This is a genomic window from Pseudomonas sp. PS1(2021) (genome assembly GCF_020405165.1).
GTDB lineage: Bacteria > Pseudomonadota > Gammaproteobacteria > Pseudomonadales > Pseudomonadaceae > Pseudomonas > Pseudomonas aeruginosa.
On sequence record NZ_CP084484.1, the window covers coordinates 116400 to 143130 of the forward strand.

A 26731-nucleotide genomic window follows, 5' to 3' on the forward strand; every position below is an offset into this window, starting at 1 on the left:
CCGATACTCCGGCGAACCGGCGGATAACCGCAGCGGTTATTCGCCCCAGCGGTCGATCCGACCTGGGGCGGCCTCAGGCCTGGCGCAACAGGCGCACGCCATCTTCCTGTGCGAGGCTGGCCTCGTTGATCGGCAACGAGCAGGACTGCCCGCGTCCCATCGGGTAGTAGTGGAAGCCGTGGCGGGCCATGCGCTCGGGGTCGTAGAGGTTGCGCCCGTCGAAGATCACCGGGGCCTTCAGGCGCTCCTTGAGCAGCTCGAAATCCGGTGCCTTGAATTGCTGCCACTCGGTGCAGATGACCAGCGCATCGGCGCCTCCCAGGGTCGCCTCGGGGGTGCCCATCAGGCTCAGGCGTTCGTCGTGGCCATAGAGCCGCTGGGTTTCCTGCATGGCTTCGGGATCGTAGGCGCGCACCTGCGCGCCGTGGCGCCAGAGCGCTTCCATCAGTTCGCGGCTGGGCGCGTCGCGCATGTCGTCGGTGTTCGGCTTGAAGGCCAGGCCCCAGAGGGCGAAGGTCTTGCCGCGCAGGTCGCCGTCGTAGAACACCCGGATGCGTTCGAACAGCTTGTGCTTCTGCCGCCGGTTGATCGCTTCCACTGCCTGCAACAGGTCGCTGGAGCAATGCGCCTGCTCGGCGCTGTGGATCAGCGCGCGCATGTCCTTGGGGAAGCAGGAGCCGCCGTAGCCGCAGCCGGGGTAGATGAAGTGGTAGCCGATCCGCGGGTCGGCGCCGATGCCCTGGCGCACCGCCTCGATGTCGGCGCCTAGGTGTTCGGCCAGTTCGGCGATCTGGTTGATGAAGCTGATCTTGGTCGCCAGCATGCCGTTCGCCGCGTACTTGGTCAGCTCGGCGCTGCGCAGGCCCATGAACAGCATGCGGTCGTGGTTGCGGTTGAACGGCTCGTAGAGTTCGCGCATCACCTGGCGCACCTCTTCGTTGTCGCAGCCGACCACGATGCGGTCCGGGCGCCGGCAGTCGGCGACGGCGGAGCCTTCCTTGAGGAATTCCGGGTTGGAGACGATCTCGAATTCCAGCTCGCGTCCGTCGGCTTCCAGGCGCCGCTCGATGTGCGCGCGCAGGCGGTCGCCGGTGCCTACTGGGACGGTCGATTTCTCCACCACGATGACGGGCTTGCGGCGGTGCTCGGCGATGGCATCGGCCACCGCGAAGACCGCGCCGAGATCGGCCGCGCCGTCCTCGCCAGGCGGGGTGCCGACCGCGATGAACTGCACCCGGCCGTGTTCCACGGCCAGGCGCGCATCGCTGCTGAAACGCAGGCGGCCGCTGTCCAGGCCTTCGCGCAGCAAGGCGTCGAGCCCGGGTTCGTAGATGCTGGCGAGGCCCTGCGCGAGGCGTTCGACCTTGTTCCGGTCGATGTCCATGCACAGTACATCGTGGCCCACTTCGGCGAGGACGGCGGCCTGCACCAGTCCTACATAGCCACTGCCGAATACGCTGATCTTCATGGTGCTTTCCTCGACGGATGATGCGCGGGCGCGGCAGCGGTGCGGCGGGCGTTGACGGTCAACACGCCGAGCACCACCAGGCCTACGCCCAGGATCTTGCTGGTACTGAAGGTTTCATCGAACGCCGGCAGGCTCGCCGCCAGCAGGTAGACCAGCGCGTAGCTGGCGCTCAACAGGCTGTAGGCGCGGCCCAGCGGCAGGTGGCGCAGGGCGGCCAGCCAGCACAGCAGGGAGGCGGCGTAGGCCGCCACCGCCAGGGCTACCGCGAGCAACGCGGCGCGCTCCGGCGTTTGCCCGGCCCAGGCTTCAGGCAGCGGCAGGCGGCTCATGCCCCAGCGCATGCCGAGCTGGGCGGCGCTGGCCAGCAGCACGCTGCCCAGCGCCGCCAGCCAGCCGCGTAGCGCGTTCATGCGCTCCTCCCGAGCAGGGCCACGCCGGCGACGATCAGCAACAGGCCGGCGAGGTGGCGGCGATCCACCGGCTCATCGAAGACGAAGCGTGCCGCCAGGGTGACCAGGACGAAGTTCAGCGCCAGCATCGGATAGGCGCTGCCGACTTCCACCCGTTGCAGGAGCAGCAGCCAGCAGAGCAGGCCGAGCCCGAGGGCGAGCAGCGCCAGCCACGGCCACGGACTGCGCAGGCGCGCTGTCCAGCCGTCGGCGGCGACCAGGCGCCAGTGCTCCACGGTGAGCTTCTGCGCAACCTGGCCGAGGCCGGTCATGAGCAGGGTGGCGAGCAGCAGCGCGGCGCTCATGGGCGCACCTGCGGCAGGATCGCCAGGACCAGGTTGCCGTTCCGGTAGCGTTCGCCGTCGCCCGGCAACAGCGCCAGCTGGTAGCGGTCGCTGGCGCTGTTGATCCGCAGCAGCACGGCAACCGAGCCGTCCTGGCGTGCCCGCCAGAGCCACTGGCGGATGTCTGCCAAGGGCACGCTGCGCTGGCTGTGCTCGGGGTAGGAGAGGCCGTACTTCAGCTCGCCGCGCGTGTCGTAGAGCGTCACGTCGCTACGACGCAGGCGCCAGGCGAGGGCCGAGGCGGCGCCGAGGTCGTTGCTCAGCAGATGGCGGGCGCCGGTCAGTTCGTCGAGGTGTTCGGCGACGAACAGGTCGGGGGTCTTGTTCTGCACCACATGGTTGGGCATCGCTGCCGGCAGCAGCGCGATCAGCACCCAGCTCGCCAGCAGCGGCGCGGCCCAGGCGCGTAGCGGGTAGCGCCACTGGGCGAGGCCGGCGGCGGCCCAGGCGCCGATCACCAGCAGGACCAGGAACAGCTCGAAGGGTTCTTCCTGGTACACCGGCTTGCGCAGTTGCAGGTAGGCCAGGGCCGCCAGCGCGAGGAGCGCCAGACCCAGGTTGAGCAGCCCGTTGCCGCGCAGCGCGACGCTGTTCCCCAGGCGCAGCCGCTGCACCAGGGCGTGGCCCATGAGCAGTGCCAGCGGCAGCAGGCAGGGCATGATGTAGGTCGGCAGCTTGCCCCGGCTCAGGCTGAAGAACGCCAGCGGCAACAGCAGCCATAGCGCCAGGAAGACCACCGGTGCCTGGCGCCGCTCGTGCCAGGCCTGGCGCAGCGCGCTCGGCAGCAGGCCGCTCCAGGGCAGGCAGGAGACCGCCAGCAACGGCAGGTAGAACCACCACGGGCGAGAGTGCTGGGCGTCTTCGCCGGCGAAGCGGCGGATGTGTTCGTGCCAGAAGAAGAACCGCCAGTAGTCCGCTTCCCGCGCATGCACGGCGAGCGCCCAGGGCAGGCAGACGAGCAGCGCCGCCAGCACCGCCAGCGCGCCGTAGCCAAGCAGCTCGCGCCAGCGCCGCTGCCAGAGCATGTAGGGCAGGGCGACCAGCACCGGCAGCAGCCAGGCGAGGAAGCCCTTGGTCAGGAAGCCCATGCCGCAGGCGAGGCCGAGCAGGGTCCAGCCGAGCAGGCGCGCGCGGCGGCTCCGCGCGTCGAGGGCATGCCACAGCGCCACCAGGCTCAGGTTGACCCAGAAGGTGAATTGCGGGTCGAGGTTGGCATAACCGGACTGCCCGGCGATCAAGCCGAAGCTGGCGTAGAGCAGCGCGCATGCCAGGCTGGTGCGCGGGTCGCGCCACAGGCGGCGGGCCAGCAGGTAGGCGAGCAGGACGCTGAGGGCGGTGGCGACGACCGAGGCGATGCGCACGCCGAACAGGTTTTCGCCGAAGACCGCCTGGCCGAGGGCGATCATCCAGTAGCCGGCGACCGGCTTCTCGAAGTAGCGCAGGCCGAGGAAGTGCGGCGACACCCAGTCGCCGCCCAGCAGCATCGCCTGGCTGATCTGCGCGTAGCGGGTCTCGTCGGGAATCCACAGGCCATGGTTGCTCAATGGAACCAGGTAGAACAGGCCGAAGGCGATCAGCAGCAGCGAACAGGTCTGGCGGCGGCTCATGGCTGGCGCACTCCCAGCCAGCCCTCGCGGCCGGCCAGGCGGCCGCGCACCAGTTCGGCCAGCGGCAGGCTGCGCGGATCGTCCGGCAGCAGTTCGCCCAACGGTCGGAAGCGGATGCCGCGCCGTTCGGCGCGCCGCAGCAGTTCGCGGAACGCCGGGGCGAGGAGCAGCCCCTCGACCTCGGCGTGGATGGTGTAGACGTTGTCGCGGCCAGCGGCGAAGCGTTCCAGGATGAAGTCGTTGTAGGCCTCGCGCGGCAGGCCGGGACCGACCACCTCGTCGAAGGTCGGCAGGTTCACCGGCACCTGCGGGATGCCGGGGCTGCCGTCGGCCAGGCGCGGGCGGAACGCGCCGCGTCCGCGGCAGTCGCTGTTGTAGCGGAAGCCGAAGGGCTGCTTGGCCTCGACCACCCGGCCGTCGGCGCGCCAACCGGCGGCGGCGGAACAACGCACCGGCTGGCCGAGGATGTCCGCCAGGCAATCGCTGCCGCGGCGGATCTGCTCGCCGAGCTGCTGCACGCTCCAGACGCCGGCGTGGGTCTGCCAGGCATGGTGGTCCCAGGCGTGCAGGCCGACCTCGTGGCCGGCGGCCTGGGTCCGCCGCATCAGCGGGCCGAGTTCGCGGCCGATCGGCTTGCCCGGCCAGGCGGTGCCGGCCAGCAGGATGTCCCAGCCATACAGGCTGGCGGCGCGCGAGCGGAGCATCTTCCAGAAGAACGCCGGGCGCGCCAGGCGCCAGAGGTGGCGGCCCATGTTGTCCGGGCCGACGCTGAAGAAGAAGGTCGCCTTCAGCCCGGCTTCGTCGAGCAGCTCGAGCAGCCGCGGCACCCCGTCGCGGGTGCCGCGGAAGGTGTCGACGTCGATGCGCAGGCCGGCCTGGATCACGCCTGTGCCTCGCGCTCGCGGAGCGCTTCGTGGAGGAAGAAGTCGAGGGTCTTGCCGATGGTCTCGCGCAGTTCGATGGTGGGCTGCCAGTCGAGCAGGCGCCGGGCGTTGTCGATGCTCGGCTTGCGGTGGGCCACGTCCTGGTAGCCGTCGCCGTAGAAGCTGCGGCTCTCCACCTCGCGGAAGCCGGCGAAGGGCGGGAACTGCGCGCGCAGCGGGTGGGCCTCGAACTGGCGCAGCAGTTCCTCGCCGAGCTGGCGGATGCTCGCCTCGTTGTCCGGGTTGCCGATGTTGACGATCTGCCCGTCGCAGCGGCCGTCGCGGTTGTCGATGATCCGCGCGAGGGCCTCGATGCCGTCGTCGACGTCGGTGAAGCAGCGCTTCTGCGCGCCGCCGTCGACCAGGCGGATCGGCGTGCCTTCGACCAGGTGCAGGATGAGCTGGGTGATCGCCCGCGAGCTGCCGATCCGCGCCGAATCCAGGCGGTCCAGGCGCGGGCCCATCCAGTTGAACGGACGGAACAGGGTGAAGCGCAGGCCCTGCTGGCCGTAGGCCCAGATCACCCGGTCGAGCAACTGCTTGGACACCGAGTAGATCCAGCGCTGCTTGTTGATCGGCCCGACCACCAGGTTCGAGCGGTCTTCGTCGAAGTCCGGGTCCTGGCACATGCCGTAGACCTCGGAGGTGGAAGGGAACACCACGCGTTTGCCGTATTTCACGCAGTAGCGGACGATCCGCAGGTTTTCCTCGAAGTCCAGTTCGAACACCCGCAGCGGGTTGCGCGTGTACTCGATGGGCGTGGCGATGGCCACCAGCGGCAGGATCACGTCGCATTTCTTCACATGGTATTCGAGCCACTCCGAATGGATGCCGATGTCGCCTTCGACGAAGTGGAAATGCGGGTCGGCCTTGATCCGTTCGATGGCGTCGGAGCCGATGTCCATGCCGTGGACCTCGTAGCGACCGTCGCGCAGCAGGCGTTCGGACAGGTGGTTGCCGATGAAGCCGTTGACCCCGAGGATCAGCACCCGCGTGCGGCGCTTCGGGCCGGACGCCGCGCCACGCAGGCGCGCGCCCTCGACCAGGCCCAGCTCGGTGGCCAGTTGCGTGCCGGCCAGGTACAGGCCGCGCTCGCCGCGCTGGCCGAAGCGCAGCACCAGCGAGTCCTCGCCGCAGGCGATCCGCAGCGGGTCGCAGGACAGTACGCTGCCCGGCTCGCGACCGTGGTTGCCGGCGACCACCTCGGCGCTCCAGACGATCAGCTTCTGTTCGCCGACCTGGCAGAAGGCGCCAGGGTAGGGCTGGGTCACCGCGCGCACCAGGTCGTACAACTGCCGTGCCGGCCTGTGCCAGTCGAGCAGGCCGTCCGCCGGGGTGCGCCGGCCGAAGTGGCTGGCCTGGCTCTCGTCCTGCTCGACTTCCGGCAGCACGCCGAGGGCGAGCAGCGGCAGGCTGTCGCGCAGCAGGGCGCCGGCGGCCTTGCGCAGCTTGCCGTGCAGGCTCAGGGCGGTGTCCTCGGGGTCGATGGCGACGGCCTGCTGGGCGAGGATCGGCCCGGCGTCGGCGCGCTCGATCATGCGATGCAGGGTCACCCCGGTCTGCGTTTCGCCGTTGACCAGCACCCAGTTCGCCGGGGCGCGTCCGCGGTAGCGCGGCAGCAGCGAACCGTGCAGGTTGTAGGCGCCGCGTGCGGCGCAGGCGAGCAGCTCGGCGCCGAGCAGGCGGCGGTAGTAGAAGGAGAACAGGAAGTCCGGGCGCAGTTGGCGGATGCGCTCCAGCCACAGCGGATGGTTCACGTCCTCGGGCGCGTGCAGCGGAATGCCGCGCTCGGCGCAGAGGCGTGCGACCGAGGCGTAGAAGGTGTTTTCCCGTGGGTCGTCGGCATGGGTGAAGACGGCGGCGATCTCGTAGCCGGCATTGAGCAGGGCTTCGATACCGGTGCAACCGATGTCGTGGTAGGCGAAGACGACGGCTTTCGAGGTCATGGCGTGGAAGGCTCGCTGGATGAAGAGGTGAAACCGGCCCGCTGTAGGGCCGAGGGAAGCGCGGAGGGCGTGGCGCGGACCACGCGCTCGATGAAGAAGCGCGGCCGCGCGCGCACGTCGCTGTACATGCGCCCGAGGTACTCGCCGAGCAGGCCCATGCCGAGCAACTGCACGCCGCTGAACATGAACAGCACGGCGAACAGCACGAACAGGCCGTTGCCGGCCCAGGCGGCGCCGAAGGCCAGGCGCAGCACGAGGAGGAACAGGGCGAAGAGGAAGCCGGCCAGGGCCATGCCGCCGCCGACCAGGCTGAGCAGGCGCAGCGGCGTGGTGGTCATGCAGGTGACCAGGTCGAACATCAGGTTGAGCAGGCGCATCGCGCTGTATTTCGATTCGCCGTGGGCGCGCTCGGCGTGGGCGACGCGGATCTCGCAGGTATGCCGGGCGAAGCCGTTGGCCAGGATCGGGATGAAGGTACTGCGTTCGCGGCAGGCCAGCATCGCTTCGACGATGCTGCGCCGGTAGGCGCGCAGCATGCAGCCATAGTCGTGCATGGCGACCCCGGTGGAGCGCTGCACCGCCAGGTTCACCAGGCGCGAAGGCCAGCGCCGCCAGGCCGAGTCCTGGCGCTCGGCGCGGATGCTGCCGACCACGTCGTAGCCCTGCGCGGCGCGCTCCACCAGGCGCGGGATTTCCTCCGGCGGGTTCTGCAGGTCGGCATCGAGGGTGATCACCAGGTCGCCACGGGACTGTTCGAAGCCGGCGAGGATCGCCGCGTGCTGGCCGTAGTTGCGGTTGAGGATCACCGCCACCACGGCGCTGCCGTCGCGTTCGGCGGCGGCCTGCAAGAGTTCCGCGGAGCGGTCGCGGCTGCCGTCGTCGACCAGCACGATCTCGAAGGCGCGGCCCAGCTCCAGGCAGGCGGCCTCGGTGCGGCGCAGCAGTTCGGGCAGGCTGGCTTCCTCGTTGTAGACCGGGATCACCACCGAGACCAGGTCGATCGGATAGGGCTTCATCGACGTTTCTCCAGGATGTCCTCGATGGCGCGGGCGACGCGCTCGATGTCGTCGTCGCGCATGTCGGGGAACAGCGGGATGGAGCACAGGCGGGCCGAGTTCCACTCGCTGTTGGGCAGGCTCAGGCGCGGCTGGCGCTGGCGGTAGTAGTGGTGCAGGTGACTGGCGATGAAATGGATGCCGCTACCGATGCCGCGCGCCTTCAGGGCTTCCATGAAGGCGTCGCGGCCCAGGCCGCAGGCCTCGGCGTCGATGCGCAGGATGAACAGGTGCCAGGCATGGCGCTGCTTGTGCGCGGGCAGGCCGAGCGGCGCCAGCGGCAGGCCGGCGAGGCGCTCCAGGTAGCGTTCGGCGAGGGCCTGGCGGCGCGCGTTGAGCGCGTCCAGGCGCTTGAGCTGGACCAGCGCGAGGGCGGCGTTGAGGTCGGCCAGGTTGTATTTGAAACCGGGCTCGATCACTTCCGCCTGCGGCTTGCGTCCATGGCTCAGGCGGTCGTAGGCATCGACCCCGAGGCCGTGGAACTTGAGGCGGCGGACCCGTTCGGCGAGGGCACTGTCGTCGCTGACGAACATCGCGCCTTCGGCGCAGGTCAGGTTCTTGATCGCGTGGAAGGAAAAGATCGCCGTGCCGCGGGAGCCTACCGGGCGCCCGCGGTATTCGCTGCCGACCGCGTGGGCGGCGTCCTCGACCAGGGCGATGCCGTGGCGCCCGGCGACCGTGCGCAGGCCTTCGAGATCCAGGGTGGAGCCGGCGTAGTGCACCGGCACGATGGCGCGGGTGCGCGGGCCGATGGCGGCTTCCACTGCCTGCGCCGAACACATCAGGGTGTCGCGGTCGACGTCGACGAACACCGGGGTGGCGCCGAGCAGGGTGATGACGTTGGCGGTGGAGACCCAGGTCAGCGACGGCGTGATCACTTCGTCGCCGGGGCCGATGCCCAGCGCCAGCAGGGTGACGTGCAGGGCGCCGGTGGCCGAGGATAGCGCCACCGCGTGGCGGCAGCCGAGGCGTTCGGCGAAGCGCTGTTCGAGCTCCTGGTTCTTCGGCCCGGTGGTGATCCAGCCGGAACGCAGGACCTGCTCCACGGCGGCGATTTCGTCCTCGCCGATGCTTGGCCGGGAGAATGGCAGAAAGTCCAGTGACATGTAATGAAGCCTCGGTACTGGGAGGGCGGTACGAAGAGGTTATTTATATGTCGCTGAATGCTGCCTGAACGTTTGTTAAGACTCGCTTAACAACGGCTGAATGAAGACTGAACGAACTCGAAGAAACTGGAGGATAAAGCCGGAAGCCTCTTTTTCAGGGGCTTGCAGGGTTGGTTGGAAAGGATCTCGGGTGTTTTCTGAGTGGCTTTTATTAATAACCCGAGTCCTGTTTCTTTAAGGGTTCATTAATACTCGATGTCCGCTCCCCGTGAATATTCCGGAAACTTCATGGAAACATGGGGAGGGCCAGGGAAAGTCAATCCCGTAGGTTGTCGGAAAAAAACAGCCCCCTGGCGGATCGCTCCGCCAGGGGGCCGGGTCGACGCTTCAGCGGCTGCCGGCGACCACTTGCAGGGCCGGTTCGGCGGTGCGCCCGTAGACGTCTTCCAGGCGCTCGATGTCGTCCTCGCCGAGGTAGCTGCCGGACTGCACCTCGATGATCTCCAGCGGGATCTTGCCGGGGTTGGCCAGGCGGTGCACGGAGGCGATCGGGATGTAGGTCGACTGGTTCTCGGTGAGCAGGAAGGTCTTGTCGTCGCAGGTCACCTGGGCGGTCCCGGAAACCACGATCCAGTGCTCGGCGCGGTGGTGGTGCATCTGCAGCGAGAGCCGCGCGCCGGGCTTCACGGTGATGTGCTTGACCTGGAAGCGGCCGCCCATGTCCACCGAGTCGTAGGAGCCCCACGGGCGGTAGACCTCGCAGTGGTTCTGGGTCTCGCTACGGCCCTGGGCGTCGAGGTCCTTGACCACGTGCTTGACGTCCTGCACCCGGTCCTTGTGGGCGATCATCATGGCGTCCTTGGTTTCCACCACCACGATGTCCTCCAGGCCGATCACCGAGACCAGCTTGCCGTTGCCGTGCACCAGGCAGTTGTGGCTGTCGTGGACCAGCACGTCGCCCTTGGTGACGTTGCCGTTGGCGTCCTTGGCGTGCACGTCCCAGATCGACGACCAGCTGCCGACATCGTTCCAGCCGGCGGACAGCGGCACCACGCAGGCGCGTGAGGTCTTCTCCATCACCGCGTAGTCGATGGAGTTGTCCGGGCAGCATTCGAAGGTGGCGGCGTCGATGTTCACCAGGTCGCCGTCGTGCTGGCTGCGCTCCAGGGCCAGCAGGCAGGTGTCGTAGATGTCGGCGTCGTGCTTCTTCAGTTCTTCCAGGTAGCGGCTGGCGCGGAACAGGAACATGCCGCTGTTCCAGTAGTAGCCGCCGGCGGCGACGAACTCGCGGGCGCGGGCTTCGTCGGGCTTCTCGACGAAGCTCTGCACCCGGCTGACGCCTTCCGGCAGTTGCGCATCGGCGCTCGCGCGGATGTAGCCGTAGCCGGTCTCGGGGCGGCTGGCGGGAATGCCGAAGAGCACCATCTCGCCCTTTTCGGCGGCGTTGGTGGCCAGCGCCAGGGCCTGCTGGAAGGCGCGCAGGTCCTCGATCACGTGGTCGGCGGGAAGGATCAGCAGCAGTTCGTCGCGGCCTTCGGCGACCAGTTTCATCGCGGCGATGGCCACCGCCGGCGCCGTGTTGCGGCCGAAGGGTTCGAGGAGGATCGCCTGGCTCGCCAGGTTCTGTGCCTCCAGCTGTTCCTGGACGATGAAGCGGTGCTCCTTGTTGCACACCAGCAGCGGTGCCTGCATGCCGTCGAAGGCCAGGCGCTTGATGGTCTGCTGGAACAGGGTGTCGTCGCCGGTGAGGGCGAGGAACTGCTTGGGGTACTGCTTGCGGGAAAGAGGCCAGAGTCGCGAGCCGCTGCCACCGGAAAGGATTACTGGGATCATGTTGTTTCTCCTTGAAGCGATGCGTCTGTCTAGGGATCCCGCCGCGCGGCGGGATATCTCGTTACCGGGCTCCACGGAGCCCCGGGTGACCTCTCCAGTGCGCTCCTTCTGCGGGAGCGCTGACGGTTGGTGCGCCGGTGTCGGGCCGGTCTTGTTGTGTGGAATGCCGGGAGGGGGCGAGCCTCTCCCGGTCGGTCTCAGTCCGCCTTCACCGGGCGCTTGACCCAGACCGGCGCGAGCTTGCCGCCGCTGCCGGTGACGTACAGGCAGACCACCTCGCCGCGGGCCAGGGTGACTGGCTTCAGGTCGCTGACCTTCTTGCTGCCGTCGAACAGCGCCAGGTTCACCTTCACCGGGTTGATCTCGCGGTCGCCGTGGCTTTGCGGGCCGACGTCCTTGACCACGTCGGTCTTGCCGTCGGCGGTCTTCAGGGTCAGCTTCGAGCCGCTGAGGTTCTGCACCCGTACCAGCGCCTTCTGCTTGTTCTTGAACGGCGGCTCGGCCACCAGCTGCGGCTTGCCGCCGGGCTGGCTGACCAGGGTGTAGTAGCTGTCCGGGTCGAGCTTGACCGGCAGGCTCTGCTGGCCGACCTGGGCGGTGTAGCTGCCGGGGGGGAGGAACTTGAAGTCGCTGGAACCGAGCGGCGCGACGTCGTTCAGGCTGGTGCTGCCGACCGACACGTCGAGTTCGCTGTTGCCGGCGTTGTAGGCGCGGACGAAGGCCGAGCCCTTGGGTGCCTGGGGCCCGTACAGGGCGCCCTCGTCGGCCTGCGCGGCGAATGCGGCGACGCCGAGGGAAAGTGCGCAGGCCAGGCGGGTCCAGGTGTGGCGGCGGGTCATCGGGTTCATGGGTATTCCTCCGTTGCTTCTTCTTCAGCGGGGCGCTCGGCCCCGTGGGTAAACAGCCTTGGCTGTGTTCGTTCAATCGTTGCGGCTGGCGGCCAGGCGCTCATCGCGGCCGCCGCTGGCCTTCAGCTGGGCGACCCAGTCGGCGTCGAACTGGCTGAGGTCGCTGGCCATCGGCAGGTAGCGCTCGGGAAACTCCCAGACCAGCAGTTGCGGCGGGTCCTTGCGGAAGCCTTCGTCCTGCAGCAGTTCCAGCATCGGTTCGAGAGGGCCCTTGCCTTCCTTCGCGTAATTGATCAGGTCGGCGGACAGCGCCTGTTTCAGCGCGCCTTCGAAGTTCCACCTGGGGTTGGCGCTGTAGCTGGTGCCGACCAGCGCCAGGCGCGGTTGCTGGCTATCGCCGAAGAGGTCGTCGCCCGCGCCGGACTGCTGGCCGCCCGGCAGTGCCGGCGCGGCTTCGGTGGTGCGTTGCTGCAACTGCTCCGGACGCGGCAGCAGTTCGTCGAACAGCGGGTCCAGCGGCAGGAAGCTGAGCAGGTCGCCCTTGTGCGTGCGTTCTTCGCCGACGCGGGTGACGAAGTTCTGCGCCGGCACATCCAGCAGGTGCGTCTCGCGGATCTCCGCGCCGAGGCGCTGGGCCACGGTTTCCGCGCCGAGCGGCGACCAGTGGGTGTCGGTGCGCAGGAACACCGCGCCGTTGTCCTTGGCCTGGCGCAGGCTGCCGAGCAGGTCGGGACTGTCGATGCCGGCGGCGCGGGCGCGGGCCAGGAAGTCCTGGTAGAGGCTGTCGTGCAGCGCGGCCGGCTGCTCGCGGCCGATGTGCTCGGGATACAGGCGGGCCTTGGCCGGGATCACCGCGAGCACCAGCTTGACGCCGCGCCGGTTCAGCTCGCGCTGCACGCCGCGTACCAGTGCCCAGTTGTCTTCCAGTTGCTGGCCGCTCGGTGCCGGCTTGAACTCTTCGTCGGTGAACAGCCAGCCGTCCTTGCCGATCACCACGCCGGGGCGGCCTTCGTGGAACAGCGTGTAGTCGAGTGCGGCCCAGAGGTTGGTGCCCAGGCGCTTGATCGGGAATTCCTTGTCGTAGTGGGCTTCGAAGGCGTGCGCCAGCTTGCCGTTGAGCAGTGGCGTATCGGCCGCGGCGGAGAAGCCCGGCACGCTCTTCAGCGACCATCCGGCGAGCCCCAGCAGCAGCCCGCCGAAGGCGGCGATATAGGCGTATTGCAGGGGGCGGGAAATGCTCTGTGTCATGGCGTGGGCCTCGCTCAGAACTGGAAGTAGAGGAATGGCGAGTAGCTCTGCGCGGAGAGCTTCAGCACCGAGGCGGCGAACAGCAGGAGCAGCGCCAGGCGGGTGGCCAGGACGGGCAACTGGCTGAGCCAGCTCGGCTGGTAGACCAGCGCGCCGCTCGGCGAGTAGGCGATCGCCGCCGGGTCGCCGGCGGCCTCGCGCGGGGCACGCGGCTGGGCACTGGCCGGGCCGTCGGCGGCCACTTCGTCGCTGTTCGCCGCGGCCTTGGGCGCCTTGGTCTGCAATGGCTGGTTGTAGAACTGGCGCAGGCCGAAGAACGCCAGCACCAGGTAGGCCAGGACCAGGGTGCCGACCTGCAGGCCGGTGAGGTTGGCGCGGTTCAGTTCGGAGAGCTGCCAGGTGCCGAAGCTGAACATGGCTTCGTACATGCGCCAGGCGACCTGCAGGTTCTCGGCGCGGAAGATCACCCAGCCGATCACCACCAGGAGGAAGGTGAACGCCCACTTCAACGGGTTGAGCACGCGCGGCGCGGCGTTCACTCCGAGGGCCCGCTCGATCGCCAGCCACATGCCGTGCCAGGCGCCCCAGATGATGTAGGTGAAGTTGGCGCCGTGCCACAGGCCGCCGAGGAGCATGGTCAGGAACAGGTTGCGGTAGGTCTGGAAGGTGCTGCCGCGGTTGCCGCCCAGGCTGATGTAGAGGTAGTCGCGCAGCCAGGTCGACAGGCTGATGTGCCAGCGCCGCCAGAACTCGGTGATCGACTGGCTGATGTAGGGCTGGTTGAAGTTCTCCATGAAGCGGAAGCCCATCATCAGGCCGAGGCCGATGGCCATGTCGCTGTAGCCGGAGAAGTCGAAGTAGAGCTGCGCGGTGTAGGCCAGGGCGCCGAGCCAGGCGTCGCCGGTGGTCGGGTTCTGCAGGGCGAAGCAGTGGTCGGCGAGGGCGGCCAGGGTGTCGGCGATGAACACCTTCTTGACGAAGCCCTGCATGAAGCGGGTGCAGCCTTCGGCGAACTTGTCGACGGTGTGGGTGCGGTGGTTGAACTGGTCGACCAGGTCCTTGAAGCGCAGCACCGGGCCGGCGATCAGGTGCGGGAAGATCGCGACGAAGGCGGCGAAGTCGATCAGGTTGTGGGTCGCCGGGGTATCGCCGCGGTAGACGTCGATGATGTAGCTGATCGACTCGAAGGTGTAGAAGGAGATGCCGATCGGCAGCAGGATGTGGGTCAGCACGAACGGCTGCATGCCGAACGAGGTGATGATCTCGTTGAGGCTGTCGACGCCGAAGTTGGCGTACTTGAAGTACCCGAGCACGCAGAGGTCGACCACCACGCCGAGGATCAGCCAGCGTTGCGCGGCCCTGGTGCGTACGCCGGCGGCGCCGATGCGCAGGCCGATCCAGTAGTTGAAGACGGTGACCCCGGCGAACAGCAGGAGGAAGTCCACCCGCCACCAGGCGTAGAACACGTAGCTGGCGATCAGCAGCAGCAGGTTCCGGTAACGTTCGCCGCTCAGGTAGTACAGGCCGAGAAAGACCGGCAGGAACAGGAACAGGAACACGTTTGAAGAAAAGACCATGCCGTCTCTCTCTCTAGAGCGTCAACCATTCAGGTCGGCCCTGCCTTTCCGCGCCCTGGAGCGCTCGAGGAAAGGCGGGACGACCCGCCGTTTTCCTCCCCGTGGTGTTGCCTAAGGTGTTGCGCCCGCCCGCGTCTGTCGCGCATGGGTCGGGGTGTGGCGCCTGGTGGGACGCCTGGTCGGCGAGCGGGGTAGAGGGGCGCGTGGCCCCGGCCTGTGCGCCCGCTTCCCGCCACGCCCTCAACTTCCCCCTTCGCGGCTGAACACCCGCGTCACTTCGCCGCCGAGGCGGAAACTGTTGAACGGCTCGCGGTCCTTCTTCGCCTCGAGCATCTTCGGCTCGCAGCGGTAGAGGGCGCAGTAGGGCTCCAGCCAGGCGTACTTGTTGTCGACCTTGAGGTCGGTCATGTCCTGGTCCTCGCCGGTCTTCTCCTCGAAGGTTTCCTCGTCGTCGACTCCCTTCATCACCCGCTCGGCCAGGCGCTGCAGGGCGCCGTGGTTCTCCTGGCGCAGGTCGACGCCGTTGACCTGGGCGAACGCGGCGATCATCGCCAGCGGTGGCAGCGCATAGTTGTGGTAGGCGAGGGCGCGCTGGCGGCGCTTGAGTTCGTTGGGCAGGAAGCCCTGCTCGTCGACCTGGTTGGCGGCGACCTTGAACTCGCTCACCGCCCAGTCGAAGAGGTCGCGGCGGTTGGTCACCACCGCGGTGGACATCACCGACCAGGCCGCCCAGTAGGAATGGTTGTTGATCTTCTTCAGCGGCAGGCCGCTCCAGTCGCGGACTACCTGGGTGCCGAGCCGGGCGAACCAGTCCTCGATTTCCCGGCTCTGCTCGGCGTGGGCCGCGAGCGGCCGCGAGCTGGAGAACTTCAGGCGCATGTAGGCGCCGGAGAGGCTGCCCAGCGCCCATTTGCGCATGGACTTGCCGGTGTGGTTGAAGTCGTCGCTCTGCAGGGCGCCGGCGCGGGCCCAGGCGCTCATCCAGTTCAGTGCGCAGGCCAGGTCGCCGTCGCGGCCGCTGCGCATGTACTGGGTGACCAGCTTGGTAGCGCCGCGCTCCATGTCGGTGATGTCCTTGATCTGCGAGCGGAAGGTCTTCTCCGCCTTGACGTTGAGGGTCGCCCGCGCCGAATCGGAGCCTTCGTACTTGCTGGTGAAGACCAGGCTGCCGGTATACGGCGGCGGCACCGCGGGGCAACTGCCGGCGCTGCCCTTGCGCTCGCCGACCGCCGCGTAGTAGCCGGGCGGGGGTACCAGGTCGGCGGCCTGGCTGACCTGGCTGGCGAGCAATGCCGCGGCGAGGGCACCGGGCAGGGCGATACGGATCAGGTGGGACGTTTTCATCGTTTACCTCCCGGCCACCGACTGGCTGGCCTTGGCGGGCGCCGCCTGGCAGATGCTGGCCTGGACCTCCAGGCCCTGGGGCATGTCCTCCGGCGCTTCGATTTCCAGGGAAAGGAACTGCTGGTCGGCCCAGTCGCTGTCGTTGCGCAGTTGGAAGACGTAGCGGCCGCCGGTATCGACGGCTTTCGACTGCTCGATCTTCAACTGCTCGCGGCGGCCGTTCATGTACCAGATGGTGTTCTTCAACTCGTGTACCGAAGGGTCGCTGTAGGTCACGTCGGCGACGTAGCTGCCGCTACGGATCGGTAGCGCGGCGCTGTTCAGCAGCACCTCGTTGCGGCCCTGGCGCAGCTTGACCTTGCGGCTGAGCACGGTCTTCCGGCCGGAGCAGCCGTTGTCCACCAGCGGCATGGCCTGGCGGTAGAAGCTCTTCTGCGCCATGTCGTAGTGGGTGGCGAATTCCCAGATGAGGATCTTCGGCGGGTTCTTGTGGAATTCCTCGCTGGTCATGTACGCCAGCAGCGAACTGTCGAAGCCGCCGCCGGACACCGCGTTGTTGAGGATGTCGGCGCCGCTGAACTCCTCCAGGAAGCCGGCGAAGTTGTAGGCCGGGCCGCTGTTGGAGGTGCCGACCAGGGCGATCTGCGGGTTGCCGCCGTCGCCGAACAGGTCGCCGCTGTCGCTGGCGCCCACCGGCTCGGTCTCGAAGCGGTCGACGTACTGGGTGGCGTAGCTGTTGCCGCAGAGTTGCGCGGCGGCCTTGTGGAAGGTGCCGAGCTTGGACAGCAGGCCGACGCGCTTGCTTTCGAACTGCTTCTTCGGGATCTCCTCGAAGCCGGGCACCTGCTTCAGCGTCTCGGCCACGATCTTCGCGCTGCGCCGGGCGCCATGGGGAGTCCAGTGGTGGTCGCCCTTGAAGTAGTAGGCGTGCTCCTCCTTCTCGTCGAACAGCGGCGAGAAGTCCGGGGTCCAGATGCCGGCCTGGCGGAAGCGGGCGATGGTCGCCAGGTAGTTCTTCTTCGCCAGCTCGTAGTCGAAGCCGGCCTTTTCCGCCGGGCTGAGCTTCTCGCGGTTCACCAGGCCGCGGGTCGGCTGGTAGACCACCACCAGCTCGATGCCCTTGCGCTTGAGTTCGTCGCGCAGTGCGCGGAGTTCGCGCCAGCCTTCGGCGCTGGTGCCGAAGTCGGTACGCAGGTCGTAGGTGGTGCGGAACAGCCAGTCGTCCTGGGCCTGCACCAGGTGGGTGAAGAAGCCCAGGTACTTGGTGTTGTAGCGCGAGTCGTCGGCGGCGGCCGGGCACAGGTTGCCGGCCGGCAGCGCCTGGTAGCTCGGCGCCGCGCCGGGGTCGGCGGCCAGGGCTGCCTGGGCCAGGCAGAGGCCGGCGGCCAGGGCGCTCAGGCGGAACAGTCGGGAAGTGCGGGTTTTCATGCGTCTGGGTCCTCAGTCCTGGAGTTCGGCCTGGCTTTCCACGGGGTCGATCAGCACCGCCTTGTCCTGGCGCACCAGCAGGTCGAGGATCTGGTCCTGCTTCTCGCCGAGAACGCCGGGCAGGCTGATGCCGGAGGATTTGGTCGGGGCGAGCATCGCCACCCGGTACAGTTCGAGGCTCAGCGGCGAATCCACCGAGAGCGGGCCGGAGCCGTTGCCGGCGAGCTTGCCGCCGACCACGATCAGCGAGACCTTGGTGTCGAATGGGTCGAGGGCGATGTTGCGGTCGGTGTTGGTGAGGTCCTTGATGTGGCCGTACACGCCGATCAGCTGGTTGCCCGCCGCGAGGTTCTCGTAGAGGCGGATGTTCACGCTGTTGCGCACGCGGATGCCGTGGCGGCGGTTGGCCAGGACCTGGTTGCCCCAGAGCAGGTTGTCGCCGCTCTCGTAGAGGGTGATGCCGTCGGAATGGTTGCGATAGACCTCGTTGTAGGCCACCAGGTTGCCCTCGCTGTTACGGTCGAGGACGATCCCGGAAAGCTTGTTCTCGTAGCTGCGGTTGTTGAAGATGAAGCTGTCGTTGACTTCCCGCGAGACGATGATGCCGTGCTTCTTCCTGGTCCCGTGGACGGTGTTGTCGGCGATGATCAGGCGGTGCGAACGGTCGTGCGGGTCGATGCCGTAGACGATGTTGTCGCGGTAGGTGTTGCCCTTCACCACCAGGTCGTCGGCCTCGTAGCAATAGAAGCCGTACCAGCTGTCGACGATGGTCGAGTCGATCACCCAGCCCTTGGGGCGCGGGCGCTTCATCTGCTTGTCCATGCCCGGGCTGTACTGCGAGATGGAGATGCCGTAGGCCTTGGAGGCGTTGTAGCCGAAGCTGGTGAAGGTGCTGTTGCTCAGGTACACCTCGGCGCCGCCCCAGGAGATCAGGAACGGACGGAACTCGTTGGGCGTCTTGAACCAGGCCGGCTCCTTCTTCGATTCGCTCCAGCCGGTGACCTTGCTGTCGCGGACGAACAGCATGCCGTCGTTGACCAGGAACGCGCCGCGCTCCTGGGACAGGCGCAGTTCCTTGACCTGCTTGTCGATGTCGAGGGTCGCGCCCTGGCTGACCACGATCGGCAGGCGGGCGACGAACACCCCCGGCTCGACCTGTTCCAGCGCGCTGGCGGGAAGCTTGCCGGCGAGCTGGGCGAGGTTCACGTAGCCGCCTTCGATGAAGATCGCCTGGGGCATCTGGCGCTGGCGCTTGACCCATTCGGCGAGGCGGTTGCTGCCACCGGTGAACTCCTTCAGCGGCTGCTGCTGGACCATGCGCTGCACGCTGGCGCGGCCACCCGGCTTGCGCACGATCTTGGCTTCCACCGCGGCGGCGGTGTAGCCGGAGAGGTCGGGCAGTTTCGGCGGGTCCAGGTGCAACGGTTCGGCCGGCGCGGTGGTCACCGTGTAGTTGCCGGTTTCCTTCAGGCCCTGGGTCAGGCCCGGCTCGTTGCCGGCCTGCGCCGGGACCGGCTGCGGTTTCTCCACCGGCTGCGCCGCCCACGCCTGGCCGTGCAGCAGCACCGCGCCGAGCACTGCCGCGGCCAGCGGGCGCAGGCGCGGGAGCCGGCGGCGGGGGATCGAAAGGGAAATGTCGGGCATGTCCGGTTTCCTCGCGGGGCTCAGAAGCGCCAGATGAAGTCGACGAAGGCGCGGTGCATGGTCGAGTCGGTGCCCGGCCCGTAGGCGTCGCCCGGCTTGAACAGGCCGCCGCGGAAGCGGATCAGCGCCGAGGGCTCGTCGACGTACTGGCTCATCGAGGCCGGCAGCAGGCCTTGCTTGAAGTACTTGGTCACCACCAGGTCGAGTTCCTGGCCGATGTCCTTCTCGCCCGGTTGCAGGGCGGCGTTGATGCCGCTGGTACCGATGTCGGAGTCGTCGTCGACGCGCCAGAACTTGTGGTAGACCAGGCTCGCGTCGTAGTCCTCGCGCAGTTGCCAGGAGCCGAACAGGGTGGCTGCCTGGAGGTTGCTCAGTTCGCCGCGGAAGGCTTCGCCGAAGCGGTGCACGCGCGAGCGGGTGCCGGTGAAGTTGGAGCGATTGCTCTCCAGCCCGGTCTGCTGGAACTGCTCCTCGCCGTCCTTGCCACCGCCGCTGCCGCGGGCGTAGCCGACGCCGGCCTTCCATTGCTCGTCGATGTTCCAGCGCAGGCCGAGGTCGACGCCGAAGGCATTGACGTCGCCGCTCTGCTTGCCGGTGGCGATGCGCCGGTCGTCGACCGTGGTGGTGGTCAGGTTGTCGCGGTCGCCGGTCAGCCAGGTGGCGCTGGCCCAGTAGTTCAGCGGCATGCTCGAACGATAGTTGTAGGCATCGCCGGTAGCCTCGATGCCGAGCCAGGTGAGCTGGCCGGTATAGGTCTTGTCGAGGTTGTCGACTTCCTCGCCGGGGCGGCGCAGGTGGCCGCTGTCGTCGGCGTGGTGGATGCGCACGCCTATGCGGTGGTGCGGCGCCCACTGGGTGGAAATGTCGCCGAACACATGGGTGCGGTCCTTGTCCTCCGGAGCCAGTTCGTCGAGGTCGGTGCGGTATTCGCTGAAACGCTGGGCGACCCCGGCGTGGGCGTTGAGCAGGGTGGTCTCGAAGCTCCAGTTCAGCGCCTCGATGTTGGTGTCCTGCCACTGGCCGCTGTCTTCCCGCAGGCGCTGGCGGCCGAAGCGCAGGTGCTCGCCGGGGTAGGCGGTGAGGCCGGCGTAGTCGACCCAGAATTCGCGTGCGGCGAGGTAGCTCTTGTCCGGCTCGCGACCGTCGTTGCGGCTGTTGTTGCCGTCGTCGGTGTCCGATTGCAGGGTGTCGGTCTCGATGGTGTCGGTGGCGGCCACCGCCTGGCCCATGAAGTAGGCGCTCCAGTCGCCCCACTGGCCGAAGGCCCAGGGCCGCAGGTCGATACCGATGTCGTTGAGGGTGCCGCCGGGAGCGGTGCCGAGGTCGCGATCGTTTTCCGATTCGCCGGTGATCTTCACGTCCAGGCCGAAGTTCTTCGGCGCCTCGCCGCTGTTGGCGGCGAACGCCGGCGCGCCGAGCAGCAGGGCGATGGCCAGGGACAGGGCGCGCGGCGCGAAGGACGGCCGCGGGTTGACGGAACGGGAGCTGTTCATAGGCTTTCTGGCTCTTCTTCGTTGATCGGCGAGTCCTGGCTCTGCAGCAGGCTGACGGTGGCCTGCCAGTTGTTGCCGCGGCTCTGTTGTTCGCGCTTGAGCAATTGCTGCGCCTGGCTGCGTTCGGCCGGCGGCAGTTGCGCTTCGATCTGCCCGAGCAGGTCGCTGGCCTGCGGTACCTGCTGCTGCACGGCGAGCTGGCCGAAGACGTAGGCGTTGACCCGGTTCGGCTGGATGCCGCGGCCCTGCGACCAGAGCTGGGCCAGGGCCATGTCGGCGCTGGCCTGGCCGGCGCGGGCGGCGAGGATCAGGTGGTCGACGGCCTTCTGCGGATAGACCTTGCCGAGGAAGCCGCGGCGGTAGATCTGCCCCAGGTAGTAGTTGGCCTGGGGTTCGCTGGCGGCGGCCTTGAGCAGGTGCCGCTCGGCCTTGCGCGGGTCCTGCGGCGCCCACTTGCCGTCGTAGTAGAGGCGCCCGAGGAGCAGTTCGGCGCGTGGCTGGGCGGCGTCCTGGGCGTTCTTCAGGTAGCCGAGCATCTTTTCCAGGTCGCCCTGGTCGGGATAGTCGTAGAGCAGCTTGGCCAGGCTGACCCAGGCCGCGGGGTAGCTCGGCGCGATCTCTTCCAGCAGCGCCTGGGCGGTCTGCGGGTCGGGCTGGCCGAGTTCGCCGTCGGCGAGCACCCCGGCCACCGAGTCGACCCGCTCGCCGGGCACCCGGCCGGCCTTGTAGGCGGCGCGCAGCTGTTCGAGCAGGACCTTCTGCTTTTCCGCGTTGCCCTGCATCTGGTAGACCGTGGCCAGTTCGTACCAGCACACGTCCATGCGCCGCAGCCAGCGCTGGCAGACCTGCTCGATCTCGCCCAGGTGCTGGGCGTAGGTGCCCTGGGTGCGGTAGAGGATGATCTGCGCCAGGTCGGCCTGCGGCAGTCCGCGCGCGCGCCACTGGTCGATGCGCTGCTGCGGGTCGATTTCCGGCCAGGACTGCGGGTATTGCAGGTAGAGCACGATGAGCGGCACCAGGGCACTGTCCTCGCCCTGTTCGAAGGCCTGGCTGAGCAGGCGCTCGGCCTCGCGGTGCTCGGCGTCGCTGGCGCCGGGCTTGGCCGCCAGCCACTTGCCAAGGCGCGCGCGGGCCCGCGGCGAGGTCTGCGCGGCCTCGCGGTAGAGCTTTTCGGCCTTGGCCTGCTGGGCGCTGTCGCCGCTGGCGACCTGCATGTCGGCGAGGCCGACCTGGGCGTCGGCGTAACCCATCGCGGCCAGGGCCTGGTAGTTGCTCTGGGCGGTGGCGAGGTCGCCGCGCTCCAGGGCCTCCTGGGCCAGGCGCTGGTCGGGCAGTCCGGCGCAGCCGGCGGCCAGGGCGATGGCCGAGGCCAGCAGCAGGTGCCGGGACGCCAGGGGCAGGGGAGGGAGGATGGGCATCTTCATGGTCGGGTACCGGTCAGCGAGCGGTGGCCAGGGTCACGGCCTTGTTCAGCAGGGTGCGGCCGGGCAGGCCGCCGATGCTGACCTCGGCCGGGCGGCCGGCGTACTGGGCGTCGAGCGGCTGGTCGGGCTGGATCTGCACGCGGATTTCCGAGGACAGGTCGCCGTCCACCGGCGCGGTGTTGACGATGCGGCCGCTGCGGTTGACGCCGTCGCCGGCGACCTGGAAGTTCACCCGGGTGCCCGGCGCCAGCTCGGCGGCGTTGCGGTAGGGGAAGCGCGCCTCGATGCTGGCCACGCTGTCGCGCGGCGCGAGGGTGAAGATCACCTGGCCCTTGTTGGCGTATTGCCCGTCGGCTACCAGTTGCTGGACCACGCGGCAGTCGCAGGGGCTGGTCAGGGTCCCTTTCATCTGGTGGCCGAAGAGCTTCTCGATGTTGCCCGGGTTGAGCTGCTCCTCGGTCAGGTTGCCCTTGAGCATGTCCAGCAGGTTGGCCGAGAAGGTAGCGATCGGCGCGCCTTTGGCGACTTCCGCGTTGGGCCCGAGAAGGCTCTGCACGGTGCCCTCGCGGGGCATGGTGATCTGCTGGTTGGGGACGCTGACCACGCCGGAATCGGCATGGGTGACGAAGTACAGGTTGTACATCTGGTTGAGGATGAAGGCGAAGGCGCCGACCCCGACGACGAAGATCGCGGTGCTCAGGGTCACCGCCCGGACCCGGCCGAAGAAGCCCATCCCGCCGTTGCCGCCGCCCTGCTTGCGGGCCTTGGTGAAGTTCTCGCGCTGGAGGGTATTGAGCATGTCGCCGACGCCGATCACCTCGCCGGCCAGGTAGGAGGTGATCAGGTAGCGCAGGGCCGCCACCTCGCGCGGCTTGAGGTTCTGGAACTCGCAGCCGACGCGGCGGCTGGCGGGGTCCACCGAGCGCACCTGGAACTCCACTTCGAGGGAAAAGCTGATGCTGTCGACCTGGAACAGCAGCTTGCCCTTGTACAGGTCGCCGGGCTGGATCGGCGCGCCGCTCGCGGTGAAGGCGAAGCCGCCGGCGGAGAGATCCAGCAGGCGTGCGTCGACGCCTTCGCGGTTGGCGCCGATGTAGCGGATGCGCGCCGGCAGCTTGACCCGGGCGAACTGGCGCTGGGCTTCGGATTCGTGCACGACGTTGACGTTGACGGCTGTATTCATGGTGTCGGGTCCTGTTCGGTCCAATCTGGGTCGATTTGCGCGCGGGCCGCGGCCCTGGCGTTGTCCGTAGTCGATTCGGTGGTCATACGATGGTCAGCAGCACGGCGACGAAGATGCTGGCGGCAGAGAAGGTCATGGCCCGCGACGACCAGGCGTTGAACCAGCGCTGGAAGCTGGCCAGGCCGCGCTCCAGCTTGGTCGGCTGGCGGGTCCAGGACTGCCGGTCGAGGCGGAAGAACACGTAGATCTTCACCAGCGCGCCGACGATCTGGTTGTAATAGAGGATCAGCGGATAGGCCGGGCCGATGCGGTGCCCGGAGAGCGAGAGGAGCAGGGTCAGCACCAGGCGGGTGAGGCCGATCCAGAGCAGGTACACCAGCAGGAAGGCGATGCTGTACTTGAGGCTGGCGAGGATCGCCACCACCAGGCCGAGCAGGCTGGTCCACATCGAGACGCGCTGGTCGAACAGCACCAGCATGGTGAACCAGCCCAGGCGCCGCGCGCCGAGCTTGAGCGCGCGCGAGTTCTGCCGCAGGTTGTTGCCGTACCAGCGGTACATCAGCTTGCGACTGGCCTTGATGAAGCTCTTCTCCGGCGGGTGCTCGACCGTGTTGATCGCCGCGTCGGGCACGTAGAAGGTGTCGTAGCCCAGGCGCATCAGGCTGAACCAGCTGGACTTGTCGTCGCCGGTGAGGAACTTGAAGCGACCCAGGCGCCAGTGCTCCAGGTGGTCGTTCTCGACGTCGGTGATGAACTCGGGGTTGGTCACCACCCGGGCGCGGAACACCGACATCCGTCCGGTCATGGTCAGTACGCGCTTGGACAGGGCCATCGAGCACATGTTGATGTGGCGCTGGGCGAAGCGCAGCTTGTGCCACTCGCTCATCACGTAGCCGCCCTGCACTTCGCAGAATTCATTGGTGGTGAGGCCGCCGACGTTGGGGAAGAGCTTGAACCAGGGCACGGTCTTCTTCACCACGCCGTGGTCGAGCACGGTGTCGCCGTCGATCACCGCGACCACCGCGTCGTCGTCCGGCAGGTGCCGGGAAATCGCGCGGAAGCCATAGGCCAGGCCGTCGCGCTTGCCGGTGCCGGGAATCCGCACGAAGTCGAGGCTGACCCGGTCCGGCGGGTTCATCTTCTCCCACAGAGAACGGACCAGGACCTCGTCGGACATCTCGACGATGGAGCAGACCACGGTGGTCGGGTAGCCGCTGTCGATGGCTTCGCGGATCACCGAGCGATAGACCATGGCAGTGGTCAGGGCGTCGATGCGGAAACTGGTGACCATCAGGAACACGTGCGACGGGTCGGCCGCGCTGCCCAACTGGCGCACGCGCCGGCGGTAGTACGGGTAGACCACGTGGAGGAACAGCATGCCGCGCAGGAAGTGCACGCCGCCCATGGAGTAGCGCCAGATGCCGACGGCGCCGATAAGCAGGATGAAATCCTTGGAGTCGGCGTCGAACACGGTCTTCGGCACTGCCAGCGCGAGCACCATCAGCAGGCTGAGGAACACCAGCCAGCCGGTGGCTTCGGCGAGGCCACGTTTGTAAGTTTCCATCATCAGTTCCATCGGGCTGGGGACCTTGGCCTCGACGCCGGCGTGCGCTTGTTGTTGTTATGGCGCACGCCGCGGAGACGGCCTTCGGTCCGAGGGCGATAAAGAGGTTCTTTACCGGCTCACGGGGCCAGGGGGCGGCCCGCTACCAGCAGATGCCCTCGGCCTGGGCAGTGGTGGTGTGCGGCATGAAGCCCACCAGGTCGACCAGCTTCTTGCCGCTCGGGGTCTTGTTCACCAGGTCGACGAACAGCTCGTCGCCATTGCCCAGCACCAGCACATCGGAACTCGCCACCACTTCGTCGAGGTCGGAGACCAGCAGTGAGGAGACGTGCGGGATCTTCGACTCGATGTATTCCTTGTTGGCCCCGTGGACACGCGCGTATTCGACGTTGCGGTCGAAGATGCGCAACTCGTAGCCCTTGCCGATGAGCATCTCGGCCAGCTCCACCAGCGGGCTTTCGCGCAAATCGTCGGTGCCGGCCTTGAACGACAGGCCGAGCAGGCCGACCTTGCGGGTGTCGTGGCTGGTGATGAGATCGAAGGCCTTCTGCACCTGGTTGGAGTTGCTGCGCATCAACGAACCGAGCATCGGGTGCTCGACGTCCAGCTGGCTGGCGCGATAGGTGAGGGCGCGTACATCCTTGGGCAGGCAGGAGCCGCCGAAGGCGAAGCCGGGACGCATGTAGTAGCGCGACAGGTTGAGCTTGTGGTCCTGGCAGATCACGTCCATCACCTCGCGGCCGTCGACGCCGACCGCCTTGGCGATGTTGCCGATCTCGTTGGCGAAGGTGACCTTGGCGGCGTGCCAGACGTTGCAGGTGTACTTGATCATCTCGGCGACCTCGACGGTCTTGCGGATGATCGGCGCGTCCAGCTCGCGGTAGATTTCCTCGAGAAGGTCGCCGGTCTGCTTGTCCAGTTCGCCGATCACGGTCATCGGCGGGAAGTCGTAGTCCTTGATCGCGGTGCTCTCGCGGAGGAATTCGGGGTTGGTGCCGACGCCGAAGTCGACCCCGGCCTTCTTGCCCGAGCAGTCCTCGATCAGCGGGATCACCACGTTGTTGACGGTGCCCGGCAGTACGGTGCTGCGCACCACCACGGTGTGGCGTTCGGACTTCTCGCGGATGGCGAAGCCGATCTCGCGGCAGACGGTCTCGATGTAGCCCAGGTCCAGGTCGCCGTTCTTCTTGCTCGGCGTGCCGACGCAGATGAACGATACGTCGGAGTCCAGCACGGCCTTCTTGAAGTCGGTGGTGCCCGACAGCCGTCCGGTCTGCCGGCCTTGCTGCAACAACGCTTCCAGGCCCGGTTCGACGATGGGCGACTTGCCCTGGTTGATCAGGTCGATCTTGGTGCTGGAGACATCCACACCAATGACTTCATGACCGCGTGCCGACAGGCAGCCAGCACATACTGCACCGACATAGCCCAAACCAAAGATGCTGATTCGCATCGCATTCACCTCGATTGTTTGTCGCGCCGTTAATGAGGTGGCCGTATGGCCACTTCCCTATCTGGCGAGCCGTTACTACGAGCCCCGATCCAGAGCCCTTGATCCGCCTTCAGGCAGTTTCGAATAGAGTGCTTAGTTGTTCGGCACTCTAATAGGGCAAGTTATAAGTTCATGCCCTTTAATGTTTCAGGTGGGTTTCAATAACGGTGCATAACCCGACCTTGGATGCTTCGTTTTAGTTCGGTCCATAGAATTCAAGTTTCTAAAGGCCTTTAATTTCAACAGGTTGAGTTTGTCCCTCGGAGCGGAGTCCGATTATTCGAGACGGTTTCAAGTTGCTCTGCCCATAACTATCGATAGGCATCGCGGTGATAGGATGTTTTCTCTGCGAGGGAAGTTCCGGCCGTTTGTCCCGCTCGCGAAATATTTGGAAATATCCGTTTGATATCACTTGATACCAACTTGATGGCCTTTCCGTTAAATGCCTGCCAATGGCCACTAGTTGCAGAATGCATGGCGGCTGAAAGTTCCGCGTCACCGGAATGAAACAGAAGCCGCTTTTACCGCCTTAAGCAAACCTTAAGGATTCCTTAATCTTCGACCCATGCACTTTGCAATCGTAATTTGCATGTAATGGCGGGAGGCTGGTAATGGCCAATGGATTACGCCGGAGATGGCATTTCCGCCTTGAATTGGGGAAAAGTCTGTGGGCTGGGCGTGAAAAAATGTGATGCAGTTCCGCATGACTTGCAGACGAACGGTTGAGTAGGCCTATTCGCCACAAGGGCTTTTCC

Annotated in this window: 20 protein-coding genes; all 20 read right to left on the reverse strand. The window is 67.2% G+C overall.

The window, feature by feature from the left end:
- Positions 1-73 precede the first annotated feature (73 nt).
- The 20 genes from LE197_RS00540 to algD all read right to left on the reverse strand — a co-directional run bounded on the left by LE197_RS00540 (position 74) and on the right by algD (position 25937).
- A complete protein-coding gene (locus LE197_RS00540) occupies positions 74-1468 on the reverse strand; it encodes a UDP-glucose 6-dehydrogenase (RefSeq protein ID WP_003117510.1) in 1395 nt (464 codons plus the stop codon).
- The gene (arnF, locus tag LE197_RS00545; RefSeq protein ID WP_023109747.1) at positions 1465-1878 is read right to left on the reverse strand and encodes a 4-amino-4-deoxy-L-arabinose-phosphoundecaprenol flippase subunit ArnF; all 414 of its coding nucleotides are present in this window, start codon (positions 1876-1878) and stop codon (positions 1465-1467) included. Before arnF ends, LE197_RS00540 begins: the two co-directional genes overlap by 4 nt.
- On the reverse strand, positions 1875-2222 hold the full coding sequence (locus tag LE197_RS00550; protein WP_003112876.1) for an EamA family transporter: 348 nt from the start codon (positions 2220-2222) through the stop codon (positions 1875-1877). Before LE197_RS00550 ends, arnF begins: the two co-directional genes overlap by 4 nt.
- On the reverse strand, positions 2219-3868 hold the full coding sequence (arnT, locus tag LE197_RS00555) for a lipid IV(A) 4-amino-4-deoxy-L-arabinosyltransferase (RefSeq protein WP_012613746.1): 1650 nt from the start codon (positions 3866-3868) through the stop codon (positions 2219-2221). The genes LE197_RS00550 and arnT overlap by 4 nt, the downstream gene beginning before the upstream one ends.
- Positions 3865-4752 carry a 4-deoxy-4-formamido-L-arabinose-phosphoundecaprenol deformylase gene (gene arnD, locus LE197_RS00560; RefSeq protein WP_003112878.1) on the reverse strand — a complete coding sequence of 296 codons (888 nt, stop codon included), beginning with the start codon at positions 4750-4752 and terminating at the stop codon, positions 3865-3867. Before arnD ends, arnT begins: the two co-directional genes overlap by 4 nt.
- Complete coding sequence (arnA, locus tag LE197_RS00565; protein ID WP_151155367.1) at positions 4749-6737, reverse strand: bifunctional UDP-4-amino-4-deoxy-L-arabinose formyltransferase/UDP-glucuronic acid oxidase ArnA; 1989 nt, start codon at positions 6735-6737, stop codon at positions 4749-4751. Before arnA ends, arnD begins: the two co-directional genes overlap by 4 nt.
- Positions 6734-7753: an undecaprenyl-phosphate 4-deoxy-4-formamido-L-arabinose transferase gene (gene arnC / locus LE197_RS00570; protein WP_003112880.1), complete on the reverse strand. Its 1020-nt coding sequence runs from the start codon at positions 7751-7753 to the stop codon at positions 6734-6736. Before arnC ends, arnA begins: the two co-directional genes overlap by 4 nt.
- Positions 7750-8898 (reverse strand): UDP-4-amino-4-deoxy-L-arabinose aminotransferase, encoded by a 1149-nt coding sequence (gene arnB / locus LE197_RS00575; protein ID WP_003130049.1) that lies wholly within the window; start codon positions 8896-8898, stop codon positions 7750-7752. The genes arnC and arnB overlap by 4 nt, the downstream gene beginning before the upstream one ends.
- 387 nt (positions 8899-9285) lie before the next feature.
- Complete coding sequence (locus LE197_RS00580; protein WP_226033850.1) at positions 9286-10731, reverse strand: mannose-1-phosphate guanylyltransferase/mannose-6-phosphate isomerase; 1446 nt, start codon at positions 10729-10731, stop codon at positions 9286-9288.
- 197 nt (positions 10732-10928) lie between these two features.
- Positions 10929-11579, reverse strand: a complete 651-nt coding sequence (gene algF, locus LE197_RS00585) for an alginate O-acetyltransferase AlgF (RefSeq protein ID WP_003092112.1) — start codon at positions 11577-11579, stop codon at positions 10929-10931.
- Positions 11580-11651: 72 nt separating this feature from the next.
- On the reverse strand, positions 11652-12827 hold the full coding sequence (algJ, locus tag LE197_RS00590; protein WP_003092111.1) for an alginate O-acetyltransferase: 1176 nt from the start codon (positions 12825-12827) through the stop codon (positions 11652-11654).
- Between the two features lie 14 nt (positions 12828-12841).
- The gene (locus LE197_RS00595; RefSeq protein WP_003159522.1) at positions 12842-14404 is read right to left on the reverse strand and encodes an MBOAT family O-acyltransferase; all 1563 of its coding nucleotides are present in this window, start codon (positions 14402-14404) and stop codon (positions 12842-12844) included.
- A 240-nt stretch (positions 14405-14644) separates the two neighbouring features.
- Positions 14645-15748: an alginate biosynthesis protein AlgL gene (algL, locus tag LE197_RS00600; protein WP_003092108.1), complete on the reverse strand. Its 1104-nt coding sequence runs from the start codon at positions 15746-15748 to the stop codon at positions 14645-14647.
- A gap of 3 nt (positions 15749-15751) precedes the next feature.
- A complete protein-coding gene (gene algX / locus LE197_RS00605; RefSeq protein ID WP_003092107.1) occupies positions 15752-17176 on the reverse strand; it encodes an alginate biosynthesis protein AlgX in 1425 nt (474 codons plus the stop codon).
- A 12-nt stretch (positions 17177-17188) separates the two neighbouring features.
- Positions 17189-18820 (reverse strand): mannuronan 5-epimerase AlgG, encoded by a 1632-nt coding sequence (gene algG, locus LE197_RS00610; RefSeq protein ID WP_003110465.1) that lies wholly within the window; start codon positions 18818-18820, stop codon positions 17189-17191.
- Between the two features lie 20 nt (positions 18821-18840).
- Positions 18841-20313 (reverse strand): outer membrane porin AlgE, encoded by a 1473-nt coding sequence (algE, locus tag LE197_RS00615; RefSeq protein ID WP_003092105.1) that lies wholly within the window; start codon positions 20311-20313, stop codon positions 18841-18843.
- The gene (algK, locus tag LE197_RS00620; RefSeq protein ID WP_003112887.1) at positions 20310-21737 is read right to left on the reverse strand and encodes an alginate biosynthesis TPR repeat lipoprotein AlgK; all 1428 of its coding nucleotides are present in this window, start codon (positions 21735-21737) and stop codon (positions 20310-20312) included. Before algK ends, algE begins: the two co-directional genes overlap by 4 nt.
- Positions 21738-21750: 13 nt before the next feature.
- Positions 21751-22920 carry an alginate biosynthesis protein Alg44 gene (gene alg44, locus LE197_RS00625; protein ID WP_003092101.1) on the reverse strand — a complete coding sequence of 390 codons (1170 nt, stop codon included), beginning with the start codon at positions 22918-22920 and terminating at the stop codon, positions 21751-21753.
- Between the two features lie 82 nt (positions 22921-23002).
- Positions 23003-24487: a mannuronan synthase gene (gene alg8 / locus LE197_RS00630; protein ID WP_003119545.1), complete on the reverse strand. Its 1485-nt coding sequence runs from the start codon at positions 24485-24487 to the stop codon at positions 23003-23005.
- 139 nt (positions 24488-24626) lie between these two features.
- Entirely contained in the window at positions 24627-25937 is a 1311-nt protein-coding gene (gene algD, locus LE197_RS00635) for a GDP-mannose 6-dehydrogenase (RefSeq protein ID WP_003110461.1), read from the reverse strand.
- Positions 25938-26731: the final 794 nt, after the last annotated feature.

What these genes read in the sequence shown, in the direction of transcription:
- LE197_RS00540 (WP_003117510.1), bottom strand. Translation starts at nt 1,468, where the DNA reads ATGAAGATCAGCGTATTCGGCAGTGGCTATGTAGGACTGGTGCAGGCC.
- algK (WP_003112887.1), bottom strand. Translation starts at nt 21,737, where the DNA reads ATGAAGATGCCCATCCTCCCTCCCCTGCCCCTGGCGTCCCGGCACCTG.
- arnB (WP_003130049.1), bottom strand. Translation starts at nt 8,898, where the DNA reads ATGTCACTGGACTTTCTGCCATTCTCCCGGCCAAGCATCGGCGAGGAC.
- algD (WP_003110461.1), bottom strand. Translation starts at nt 25,937, where the DNA reads ATGCGAATCAGCATCTTTGGTTTGGGCTATGTCGGTGCAGTATGTGCT.
- alg8 (WP_003119545.1), bottom strand. Translation starts at nt 24,487, where the DNA reads ATGATGGAAACTTACAAACGTGGCCTCGCCGAAGCCACCGGCTGGCTG.
- alg44 (WP_003092101.1), bottom strand. Translation starts at nt 22,920, where the DNA reads ATGAATACAGCCGTCAACGTCAACGTCGTGCACGAATCCGAAGCCCAG.
- algL (WP_003092108.1), bottom strand. Translation starts at nt 15,748, where the DNA reads ATGAAAACGTCCCACCTGATCCGTATCGCCCTGCCCGGTGCCCTCGCC.
- arnA (WP_151155367.1), bottom strand. Translation starts at nt 6,737, where the DNA reads ATGACCTCGAAAGCCGTCGTCTTCGCCTACCACGACATCGGTTGCACC.
- algJ (WP_003092111.1), bottom strand. Translation starts at nt 12,827, where the DNA reads ATGACACAGAGCATTTCCCGCCCCCTGCAATACGCCTATATCGCCGCC.
- algG (WP_003110465.1), bottom strand. Translation starts at nt 18,820, where the DNA reads ATGCCCGACATTTCCCTTTCGATCCCCCGCCGCCGGCTCCCGCGCCTG.
- algF (WP_003092112.1), bottom strand. Translation starts at nt 11,579, where the DNA reads ATGAACCCGATGACCCGCCGCCACACCTGGACCCGCCTGGCCTGCGCA.
- LE197_RS00550 (WP_003112876.1), bottom strand. Translation starts at nt 2,222, where the DNA reads ATGAGCGCCGCGCTGCTGCTCGCCACCCTGCTCATGACCGGCCTCGGC.
- LE197_RS00580 (WP_226033850.1), bottom strand. Translation starts at nt 10,731, where the DNA reads ATGATCCCAGTAATCCTTTCCGGTGGCAGCGGCTCGCGACTCTGGCCT.
- arnF (WP_023109747.1), bottom strand. Translation starts at nt 1,878, where the DNA reads ATGAACGCGCTACGCGGCTGGCTGGCGGCGCTGGGCAGCGTGCTGCTG.
- LE197_RS00595 (WP_003159522.1), bottom strand. Translation starts at nt 14,404, where the DNA reads ATGGTCTTTTCTTCAAACGTGTTCCTGTTCCTGTTCCTGCCGGTCTTT.
- arnC (WP_003112880.1), bottom strand. Translation starts at nt 7,753, where the DNA reads ATGAAGCCCTATCCGATCGACCTGGTCTCGGTGGTGATCCCGGTCTAC.
- algX (WP_003092107.1), bottom strand. Translation starts at nt 17,176, where the DNA reads ATGAAAACCCGCACTTCCCGACTGTTCCGCCTGAGCGCCCTGGCCGCC.
- algE (WP_003092105.1), bottom strand. Translation starts at nt 20,313, where the DNA reads ATGAACAGCTCCCGTTCCGTCAACCCGCGGCCGTCCTTCGCGCCGCGC.
- arnT (WP_012613746.1), bottom strand. Translation starts at nt 3,868, where the DNA reads ATGAGCCGCCGCCAGACCTGTTCGCTGCTGCTGATCGCCTTCGGCCTG.